This window comes from Bacillus sp. IS1 (genome assembly GCF_032461585.1).
Lineage (GTDB): Bacteria > Bacillota > Bacilli > Bacillales > Bacillaceae > Bacillus > Bacillus velezensis.
In genome coordinates, this window is record NZ_JAWCWR010000011.1 from 43,515 (window position 1) to 52,582 (window position 9,068).

Below are 9,068 nucleotides of genomic sequence, written 5' to 3' on the forward strand. Positions count from 1 at the left end.
GGTAAAAAATGAATATAGGTGAAGCAATCCTTTATAAATATCCCGATGCCGATCCGACTAAAGATTTTATCATTCAGAATAATGGCGATGGCACCCCCTCTTACATTGCACGATGGAATATCCGGGCCCCTATCCCTACAGAAGCGGATTTGCAAGCTTGGTGGGACGAATTAAAGCAAAATCCGCCATTTGAACCGCCTGATCAAATTCAATTACTGGCACAGAAGCTTTCGGAAGAAAAACTGGCCCGTAAACAGCTTGAAGAATTAAATCAAACACTTGGACGGCAGCTGTCAGAACTAAAGCTCGCCGTAATGTCATGGGAAGAGAGGGATGAATCAAAATGAATTATTGGATATTGGCACTATATTATAAATGGGCCACTCCGGAGATGGTGAAAAAGGCAATGTATTACGACGATTGTTCTGCAGCTGATTTACAGCAGGGCGTTGAAAAGAAGCTCGTTACCCCGCAACAGTATATAGAGATCACTGGTAAAGCCTTATAGGCTTTTTTATTTTGCCTTGAAGGGGGTGAGACGATGTCATAAGTCTGAAAAAGTCCGCTCAAATAAATAAAAAACTTTTATGAAGGAGGACAATTATGTCATCTTTAGGATTCACATTTCCAACGGATGCCGCGGGAAAGCCGGGCGCAGTAAAACCATTTAGAGAAGGAAAAAGCGATTTTGTTGAGCCAGTTGCAGATATTTCAGGAACAGCAGAGCTTCTGACTAATGCAACATTAAAGGCTACAGATTCTTATAGCCAATATGGCCAGGATAGATTGGGATCGATCTTAATTTCTAAAATCAAAGGCGCTGCATATTCGGATCGCGAAGGGACCCTATTTATTGAGCAAAGCAACGATAATGTTTCATGGTCCACCATCACATCATTAGAAGTGAAAGCAAATACTCTATCAGAGACTGATTGGGTCGATTTATCACAGAGATACTACCGCTTCAGATATGCGAATGGTAACCTGCAGCAATCAGAATTTTTACTGTATCAGTCGCTCGGGGCAGGCCAGGGAGATGTGAAGATTCGGGATTCAGTCTCAATTAAATCTGATAAACCGCTCCCGCTTGAATTTACATCAAGCAATGTAACCAAAGACGGCCGCTTAAAGGTAGAAACCCAAGGAATCGCGATTAATCCGGCTGATTTTGAAAGTGTACAGGCTAAAACAGCCGATATCGTTTTTCATGACAAAGTGGAGACCCCAGGCGAAGGGAATATTTTGAAAGTCGGTTCCTTTAAAACATTATTGATTGAAGTCTATGGCACGGCTGATACAAGTGAATTGAAGTTCTGGGGGAAATCTCTTTCAGGAACAAAACGCCCGCTGCGCGGCCAAAAAGTAGACGACGGCACCCTGGCTATAAGCACAGTCGGTAAGTCAGAAGCTTGGACTTTTGATATTACAGGATTCAAAGAGATCGTGATGGAGATTACCGCTTTAAATAATGGGAACTTTTCCGTAAAAGGGACAGCCGTCTCATAAAATAGCGGCTGTCCTTTTTAATTGCCTCATACAGGAGGTGAAAACGATGTAATAAAAGGGGGGCGTACTAATGTCAGAAGTGACGGAGGTACCAGATGTGCATGTATTACAAAAAGAGATAATGGAAATGAAGACAGGTCAGAAAGCAATCGAACAGCGCGTAAATGTTCTTGAACGCGTTTCCGATAGGCAAGACCAGCAGATCATGACATTAAACGAAAAACTCAACAAGATCGAAGAGAACACAACTTGGATCAAGCGCACAATCACTGGCGCTATCATTACAGCGGTATGCACTGGCATTATTGGCGGCGCAATCGCTATTTTTTATACTGTTTTGCAGAAATAAGGAGGAAAATACATGAAAAGATTTGAAAAAGGCACGGTCGTCCGGACGGTGCTTCTTTTAATTGCGCTTATTAACCAAACAATGTTGATGTTTGGCAAATCACCTTTGGATATCACAGATGCACAAGTGAATCAGCTTGCTGATGCGCTGTACACTGCCGGCTCTGTAATATTTACTATCAGCACTACGCTTGTAGCATGGTTCAAAAACAATTATGTGACTGAAAAAGGCCATAAGCAAAGAGCCGTTTTAAAACAGCACGATTTGACCAAGTAAGAGCTGCCGTTCGGCGGCCTTTTTATATTTCAAAACAGAATAGGAGAGATTTTTCATGACAATTGCAGTCAAAAAAAGAATAGTAGAATCTGAGAAATATGCTCTGAAATGTCCGAATCCGATGACGCCGGAGTACATCACCATTCATAATACGGCAAACGATGCATCAGCCGCCAATGAAATCAGTTATATGACTGGTAACCCTGAATCGACAAGCTATCATTTTGCTGTCGATGATATAGAAGTGATTCAGGGAATTCCGCTGAACCGGAACGCATGGCACTCTGGCGACGGCACAAACGGAACCGGGAACCGTAAGTCTATTGCGGTAGAAATCTGCTACAGCAAGTCAGGTGGCGCGCGGTACCGGGCAGCAGAGGCGCTGGCTATCAAGTTTGTGGCGCAACTTCTCAAAGAGCGCGGATGGGGCGTTGACAAAATCAGAAAACATCAGGACTGGAACGGAAAATACTGCCCGCATCGCATTTTGTCTGAGGGGCGTTGGGAACAAGTGAAAGCGGCCATTGCTGCAGAATTAGAACGTCTTGGGGGTAAAAAAGCACCCAAACCACCAAAGACAGAAACCAAGACAGGCGGGGCGACGTACACCGTCAAGAAAGGCGATGCTCTTTCTGTCATTGCACAGAAAAATGGTGTGAGCATGGCCACCCTGCAAAGGTTGAACGGTATCAAGAATCCGAATTTTATCAAAGTCGGCCAAGTATTAAAGCTGACGGATTCGGCCAGTACCCCAACAAAAGGTAAAAAATCATCTTACGCGCTGCCGTCAGGTGTTTTTAAAGTGACATGCCCCTTAACTAAGGGACCCGCCGTGAAACAGATTCAGACAGCACTGGCGGCTCTCTATTACTATCCGGACAAAGGGGCGAAGAATAACGGAATAGATGGTGCATACGGGCCGAAAACAGCAAATGCAGTCAAACGGTTCCAGTCCATGTATGGCCTAGCTGCTGACGGTATTTATGGACCAAAAACTAAAGTGAAGCTTGAGGCGCTATTGAGGTAAATAACTCTTTCCGATTATTTAACCCCGTATTATGATTTTGAAAAAACAGACAGTCAGGACTATCCCGACTGTCTGTGCAAAAAAAGTTTGACCATATTAATTTTGGCTGGGTGGCTTTGGTGGTCTTTGAGTTTTTGGGACACCCTTTAACCCATGATTGATTTTTGTTCCTGGTTTTATTTCTCTAGGATCAGGTTTATTCGTGTCTTTGTTCAACGTCAACACCCCTTTCAATTTCAATTTCTATCTTTGAGTTAACATCAAAGTTAAAATAAATAAAATTTTGTTGATAGAGCTCCTTTAGCTCTCCGGAACCTTCGTCCTTGTAAACTTTTACCTGAGATAATACAAGCTCTCTTTTGTCGTCCTTTTGTGAGTAAGCAGAAATGGCGCCTTGATAAACGATATTGGTTTCACGGTCGCGAAGAATAACCCATTCTGATCTTTCATCGCTAAATATATAATCCCAAACATCATCTTCTCCATGTTTATTGGAGATTCCCAGAAGGTTTGCAACTTTGAAAATATACTTTTTATTTATGATTACCACTAAGATAATTGCCAAAATTGCACCGATTAAAGTTGCGAGGAAAACCTCGGACACCTTGATTTGCTCTTTGCTGTTTAACAGTGAACTTAAAAATGTAACTTTCCAATAAAGTTTATCATTTAACTGGTTGCAGATATAAACGATAAACATAAGAATCCCATATGCAAACACACCAATTAGATATGAATGTAAAATGAAATGGAACATTTGTCGTTTTCTATGAGTTGTTAATAGATCAAGGAGTGTTGCACCAATTATTCCAGGGAGAAACAAGAACAAAAGCCTTACTGCTAAATCTGATATATCTATATCATCACCTCCCGCTTATTGAACTCCTCCTGATAAACTCTTTCCTTTCAATCCGACAAGAAAATTATAGCAGTTCGGTGAAAAAATTCTAGTTTTTTTACAACACCTGTTTACAACGGTAAATAGGTGTTGTATAATTGAAGTATGAAAGGAGGTGCTGAGGTGGACGAGATCAGAAACATCGTTCTTATCATCGCTGGTATCGTGACCATTATCAAAAACATCTATGATATATGGCAGAAAGAAAGCGAAAAGCGAAAAGCGAGAAAAGAACATGAAAAAGCGCTCCCGCCGGGTAAGCAAGAAGCGCTAACAACATAGTGAGACAAGGGGATAAAATCCCCTTGCTCGATTATTATATCACGTCCACGACGATATGAAAAAATATTTTAAGCAGTACAGCTCGTTTGATATGACTACACTTATTATCATCATTGCTGGTATTGTGGCTATTGATTACGAAACAGCCGGTACCCTTGGGAAAATCACCATGTTTGTTTTATACTTGGCTGTAATGGTTATTTTGTTAAAAGGATTTTTTATGATGTGGAGAGAAAACCGACATGAAAGAAAGTGAAAAAATTAGGTTTATCCAGAACGAAGTTTTGACGGCTGCGGAAGTCGCCGAGCTGCTTGGTGTTACTCGGCAGCGTGTAAGCCAGCTCAACAGCGGCGGGAGACTTAAAGCGGTTAAAAAGGTGGGAACGGTGGCTTTGTTCTTGCTGGAACATGTACAAGCTTTAAAAAAAGAATTAGAGGCAGAGCGGAAGAAGTATCGGCCGTATGATCAGTAAAAGCCCACCTGTTAAAAAGGCGGGCTTTTTTGTTTATTATGCTTCAAGTAAAAGAGTGTTCTTTTTATCAATCTGTACTGCATATAAAGGCCCTTTAGTTATTTATGTTTCCATCTTTCATTTTTATATTTAAAGCATCATAATCCTCTTTTTTAAAAGAGACAGTTACTCTATCCACTCTATCTGAATTTGGATAGAGGAATAATTGTTGGTTAAATTTTATCCCTGATGGACCAATTATTCGATAAATCAGGTTTAAAATTTTAAAACAATCTAAATCTACCCCATCTTTTAAATGGTTCTTCATACTAATAATTACATAGTTGTTGACGGTTTCAAATCTAGGTTTTTGGGGAGATATATTATTGATTTTACAAAGCCCTTTTACAGATTGTTTAAAAATATCTAAAACCTCATTATTTTTTGACAAAAAGCTCACCCTTTTTTTTGTTTATATGGTACCATTATCCATAGAAAAATAAAATAGGAGTTGAATTGAATATTATGAAAAAGTTGTTTGTTTTGTCATTTCTTGTGTTTTCGTCATTCTTATTAGCAATTCCTTCTTTAGCAAGTGAAAAACCTAGTCAATTGGAAGATTTATCTCAGCTTGGCGACATTGTTTATCAAGATGATGAGATTACAGTAAGAGATTTTGGCAATGATCCTTTAGTTTCCAATATCATTGCTGAAGACCCAAATAGTGTTATAGCTGATGAAGATGATGGAATTAAACCAACAGCTGTGGGTCCTGGAGGAAAGGCAGTTATTAACGCAGCGACTAATGGAAGAACTATTTACTGGACTGTTAGACCAGCAACATTATGGCCTTTCCATTTTGAAGGTTTTATAAAATTACGTTATTATTCTGGTTTTAAAAGAGATGCGCCAATAGGTGGTATGGGGGCTTTAGGAAGCAGTTTAAGTGGAGCTGTGCACATGAATAAGAATAACGGAGGGTATGCATCTTTGAAGGGTACTGCGTACTCATTGGATCTGAGTAAATACTCAGTATTACCTGGAGTTGGAACTTCATTCTAAGAAGATAATTATATATTTGTTATAAGTGAGTAGACCGCAAACAAATTGCGGTTTTTTTTCGTTCAAACATAATTTGGAAATGTTAGAATATTATATAAAAGGAGGAGTGGCCTTGTGAGTTCTGTTTTACCATCATCAGAGGTTGGCGTTAAGATTAATGAATGGTACAAAATGATACGTCAGTTCAGTGTTCCGGATGCGGAGATTTTGAAAGCGGAAGTGGAACAAGAAATAAATGAGATGGAAGAAGACGAGTATCTACTGATTTACTACACCCTCATGAAATTCCGCCATCAGCTCATGCTGGATTATTTAGAACCGGTTACCACACGTGTGAGACCGACAATTGATGAGTTGTTGGAAAAAATCGAAGCGTCAAATAAAGGAATTTCCGGCCTTCTGTGCTATTATTCTTTATTTTTCCGCGGCATGTATGAATTTGACCAAAAGCAGTATGTAAAGGCGATCGGCTTTTATAGAGAGGCTGAAAAACAACTCGTTCATGTGTATGATGATATTGAGAGAGCGGAGTTTCATTTTAAACTAGCTGAAGCATATTACGGTATGAAACAAAGCCACGTCTCTATGCATCACGTAAAGCAAGCGCTCGATATTTACGATCAGTATGAGTTGTATAAGGTCCGGAAAATTCAATGTCTATTTGTCATATCAGGGAATTATATTGATTTTAAGCGTTATGAGAAGAGTCAGCCGCATCTTGAAAAGGCTCTTGAATTATCGAAAGAGTTAGATAATAAGAGATTGATTAGTTCTGCTCTTTATAATTTGGGTACAAATTTCGGAGATAGGGGCGACTATGAAAAGGCTGAGATATTTTTAAGGCAAGCAGTTGAGATAACCGAAAAAGCAAAATTGAGCAACTTGCCGCACTCTTTATTTTCTTATGCAAAATTCCTTTTTAAACAGGGGAAAATGGCTGAGGGTATCCAAGCAAGCAAAAAAGGTTTGTCGGCCGCGGTATATCAAGGCGATAAGCTTTTTGAAAATCTTCAGGGGTATCTGAAGGCACTTTATGTGGATGCAGTGGATCAACAGGGAGTTAATGAAACAATTGAGTATCTGGAGAAGAATAAGAATTACTCATATGTTGAAGATATTGCTTGCGAAACTGCATCTGTTTACGCAGATTCAAGGGAGTTTGAGAATTCTTATTTTTATCATAAAAAAATGGTTGATACGCAAACACAAATTCAAAGGGGAGAGTGCCTGTATGAATTTTAAAAAGAGTATCTTCATCGTCCTGGGTCTGTCATTGACTTTAGTATGTGGGTTGGGTATGAACTCACTAGAAAAACAAGCACAAGATACAATCAAAGTAGCTTCTGATCGCCTTCAAACTTGAACAGATTACGCCTTTTCTTCGGAAAAGGCTTTTTTGTTTCTTCATTATATTGTTTCAAAACATCCACTTGTTTTTATGCTTATCCCATTTCAGCATACGCTGCCTTATGAGGTTCTTCACTGCTTCCCGGATAGCGCGTTCATCCTTGCCGGTTTTTCTCTTCAATTCATCCAAGGAAGGATTTTTCCCAAAGCGGGTCATGTTTAAGATGATCCTATATACTTTCCTCTCAAAGTCATTCATTTGAATTACCTCCTGAAGAGAATAATACCAGAACAAACATTCCCTTTTCAACTTGAAATAGAACAAAAGTTCGTATATGATGATAGTAAATAAGGAGGGGCAGCAGCATGAAAGCATTGTTAAATCGTTCGTTAAATGAAAAGTCAGCACTGGACATGATCTATATAAAAGCTGATGGGACAGTCTCGAAAAGAACCATCATAGTGCATCAGGTAAAACAGAATTTTATCCGGGCATTTTGTTTTAAGAGTAGGCAGACAAAAACATTTAGGATAGACAATATTCTTGCCGTTGCCCCGGTCAACTATAAAAAAGGGGTAAGGAATCATGCGTAATCTTACAAAAAGGCAAGAAGATGCTTTAAACGCGATATCGAATTTCTTAAATCAGTATGGAGTGGCCCCGACACATCGGGAGTTAATGGAGGAACTTGGTTTGCGGTCCACCAGTTCAGTGAAGGGGCTGCTAGATAGGTTAAGAGAAAAGAATTACGTAACATGGCAAGAAGGATTACCGCGGACAATTAAATTATTATAAGGAAGAGCCCTGGATAAGTAAGGGCTCTTTTTTTTGACCGACTCCAAACGTCTTATCTTGAGTGGGGGACGAATTGGGGACGAACTGAATTGTACGAGATCATTTTAAAACTGTCTAAAACATTAACACTTATAACGAAACCCTTTTATAACAGGGAATATCCCATTAAATAATTCTAAGACTTTAATTGACCTCTTCCATGGTAAGGAAGAGGTCAGCGGTTCGAGCCCGCTTGGAAGCTTATCTAAATACGTTGATCTGAAGCAGTTTCCGCGCGTTATGGAACTGTTATTTTTTTGTTTGGATCAGTAAAAACTGTTACTGATTGCAGCAGTTAAGGTATAGGTGTTTAAAGCGCGCTTTCTGATGAGGTTAGCCTTGCTTCAATGATTCAAAGAGATTAACATAATTAATTGTTAAACGGTATTGACTTTTATCAAAACCTTGATATAATTACTTTTGTCATAATGAACAGTATGCTTTAGATTAAACTGCGGGTTATACTGTTTGGAGTTTTACTGAATAAATAACAATACAGTTTTTGGGTTATCTGATGCTGTATTCTGGCTGCACATTACATTTTTACTTGCGGAAGTAGTTCAGTGGTAGAACATCACCTTGCCAAGGTGGGGGTCGCGGGTTCGAATCCCGTCTTCCGCTCCATTTTATCCCAACGGGATATTGTGATATTAATTGCGCCCGTAGCTCAATTGGATAGAGCGTTTGACTACGGATCAAAAGGTTAGGGGTTCGACTCCTCTCGGGCGCGCCATAATATTTTTAAAAATCGGGAAGTAGCTCAGCTTGGTAGAGCACATGGTTTGGGACCATGGGGTCGCAGGTTCGAATCCTGTCTTCCCGACCATTCTCAAACTTTAAAGATAATATACTGGTTTTCTTTTTCTCTCTTTTTTTTAAAAAATGCTTGATTTATAGAGAGACACCGTGGTATATTATTAAACGTCGCTGATGAACAGCAGACAACAACAAAAAGCTTCGGAAACAACTTAAAAAAAGTTGTTGACATAAAAGAAGCTGAGTGGTAAGATAATAAAGCTGCTTCAACAAGCGGT

16 protein-coding genes and 3 tRNA genes are annotated in these 9,068 nt (G+C 39.5%); 15 read left to right on the forward strand and 4 right to left on the reverse strand.

What is annotated here, in order from left to right:
* Positions 1-8: 8 nt before the first annotated feature.
* The 6 genes from RUW00_RS21825 to RUW00_RS21850 all read left to right on the forward strand — a co-directional run bounded on the left by RUW00_RS21825 (position 9) and on the right by RUW00_RS21850 (position 3,158).
* Entirely contained in the window at positions 9-347 is a 339-nt protein-coding gene (locus tag RUW00_RS21825) for an XkdW family protein (protein ID WP_069013440.1), read from the forward strand.
* Complete coding sequence (locus RUW00_RS21830; protein ID WP_069013441.1) at positions 344-508, forward strand: XkdX family protein; 165 nt, start codon at positions 344-346, stop codon at positions 506-508. The genes RUW00_RS21825 and RUW00_RS21830 overlap by 4 nt, the downstream gene beginning before the upstream one ends.
* A gap of 95 nt (positions 509-603) precedes the next feature.
* Positions 604-1,506, forward strand: a complete 903-nt coding sequence (gene xepA, locus RUW00_RS21835) for a phage-like element PBSX protein XepA (RefSeq protein ID WP_069013442.1) — start codon at positions 604-606, stop codon at positions 1,504-1,506.
* Between the two features lie 70 nt (positions 1,507-1,576).
* Positions 1,577-1,855, forward strand: coding sequence for a hemolysin XhlA family protein (locus tag RUW00_RS21840; protein ID WP_025284124.1), 279 nt, complete (start codon positions 1,577-1,579; stop codon positions 1,853-1,855).
* A 12-nt stretch (positions 1,856-1,867) separates the two neighbouring features.
* Positions 1,868-2,131, forward strand: a complete 264-nt coding sequence (locus RUW00_RS21845; RefSeq protein ID WP_025284125.1) for a phage holin — start codon at positions 1,868-1,870, stop codon at positions 2,129-2,131.
* 55 nt (positions 2,132-2,186) lie between these two features.
* Positions 2,187-3,158 carry an N-acetylmuramoyl-L-alanine amidase gene (locus RUW00_RS21850; RefSeq protein ID WP_069448506.1) on the forward strand — a complete coding sequence of 324 codons (972 nt, stop codon included), beginning with the start codon at positions 2,187-2,189 and terminating at the stop codon, positions 3,156-3,158.
* A gap of 196 nt (positions 3,159-3,354) precedes the next feature.
* Here RUW00_RS21850 and RUW00_RS21855 read toward each other — a convergent pair whose 3' ends face one another.
* Positions 3,355-3,987 carry a DUF6338 family protein gene (locus RUW00_RS21855; protein ID WP_069013551.1) on the reverse strand — a complete coding sequence of 211 codons (633 nt, stop codon included), beginning with the start codon at positions 3,985-3,987 and terminating at the stop codon, positions 3,355-3,357.
* A 192-nt stretch (positions 3,988-4,179) separates the two neighbouring features.
* Between RUW00_RS21855 and RUW00_RS21860 the strand changes: the two genes are divergently transcribed.
* Positions 4,180-4,338 carry a hypothetical protein gene (locus tag RUW00_RS21860; protein ID WP_162532055.1) on the forward strand — a complete coding sequence of 53 codons (159 nt, stop codon included), beginning with the start codon at positions 4,180-4,182 and terminating at the stop codon, positions 4,336-4,338.
* A 242-nt stretch (positions 4,339-4,580) separates the two neighbouring features.
* Entirely contained in the window at positions 4,581-4,811 is a 231-nt protein-coding gene (locus RUW00_RS21865) for a helix-turn-helix domain-containing protein (RefSeq protein ID WP_069013552.1), read from the forward strand.
* Between the two features lie 94 nt (positions 4,812-4,905).
* On the opposite strand, the gene RUW00_RS21870 is transcribed toward RUW00_RS21865, so the two are convergent.
* Complete coding sequence (locus RUW00_RS21870; RefSeq protein ID WP_069013553.1) at positions 4,906-5,241, reverse strand: hypothetical protein; 336 nt, start codon at positions 5,239-5,241, stop codon at positions 4,906-4,908.
* 74 nt (positions 5,242-5,315) lie between these two features.
* Here RUW00_RS21870 and RUW00_RS21875 point away from each other — a divergent pair, with 74 nt between their 5' ends.
* Both RUW00_RS21875 and RUW00_RS21880 read left to right on the forward strand, forming a co-directional pair.
* Positions 5,316-5,852: a hypothetical protein gene (locus tag RUW00_RS21875; protein ID WP_069013554.1), complete on the forward strand. Its 537-nt coding sequence runs from the start codon at positions 5,316-5,318 to the stop codon at positions 5,850-5,852.
* A 114-nt stretch (positions 5,853-5,966) separates the two neighbouring features.
* Positions 5,967-7,094 (forward strand): Rap family tetratricopeptide repeat protein, encoded by a 1,128-nt coding sequence (locus tag RUW00_RS21880; protein WP_069013555.1) that lies wholly within the window; start codon positions 5,967-5,969, stop codon positions 7,092-7,094.
* A 175-nt stretch (positions 7,095-7,269) separates the two neighbouring features.
* On the opposite strand, the gene RUW00_RS21885 is transcribed toward RUW00_RS21880, so the two are convergent.
* On the reverse strand, positions 7,270-7,458 hold the full coding sequence (locus RUW00_RS21885) for a hypothetical protein (RefSeq protein WP_069013556.1): 189 nt from the start codon (positions 7,456-7,458) through the stop codon (positions 7,270-7,272).
* A gap of 107 nt (positions 7,459-7,565) precedes the next feature.
* Here RUW00_RS21885 and RUW00_RS21890 point away from each other — a divergent pair, with 107 nt between their 5' ends.
* The 5 genes from RUW00_RS21890 (at position 7,566) to RUW00_RS21910 (ending at position 8,860) form a co-directional block, all read left to right on the forward strand.
* Complete coding sequence (locus RUW00_RS21890; protein ID WP_069013557.1) at positions 7,566-7,793, forward strand: WYL domain-containing protein; 228 nt, start codon at positions 7,566-7,568, stop codon at positions 7,791-7,793.
* Positions 7,786-7,995: a LexA family protein gene (locus tag RUW00_RS21895; protein WP_021494575.1), complete on the forward strand. Its 210-nt coding sequence runs from the start codon at positions 7,786-7,788 to the stop codon at positions 7,993-7,995. The genes RUW00_RS21890 and RUW00_RS21895 overlap by 8 nt, the downstream gene beginning before the upstream one ends.
* Positions 7,996-8,583: 588 nt before the next feature.
* Positions 8,584-8,658: transfer RNA gene (locus tag RUW00_RS21900), tRNA-Gly, on the forward strand.
* 32 nt (positions 8,659-8,690) lie between these two features.
* Positions 8,691-8,767: transfer RNA gene (locus RUW00_RS21905), tRNA-Arg, on the forward strand.
* Between the two features lie 16 nt (positions 8,768-8,783).
* Positions 8,784-8,860 (forward strand) — tRNA-Pro (locus RUW00_RS21910).
* A 3-nt stretch (positions 8,861-8,863) separates the two neighbouring features.
* Here RUW00_RS21910 and RUW00_RS21915 read toward each other — a convergent pair.
* On the reverse strand, positions 8,864-9,068 hold a 205-nt coding region (locus RUW00_RS21915; RefSeq protein ID WP_396334725.1), incomplete at its 5' end, for a hypothetical protein.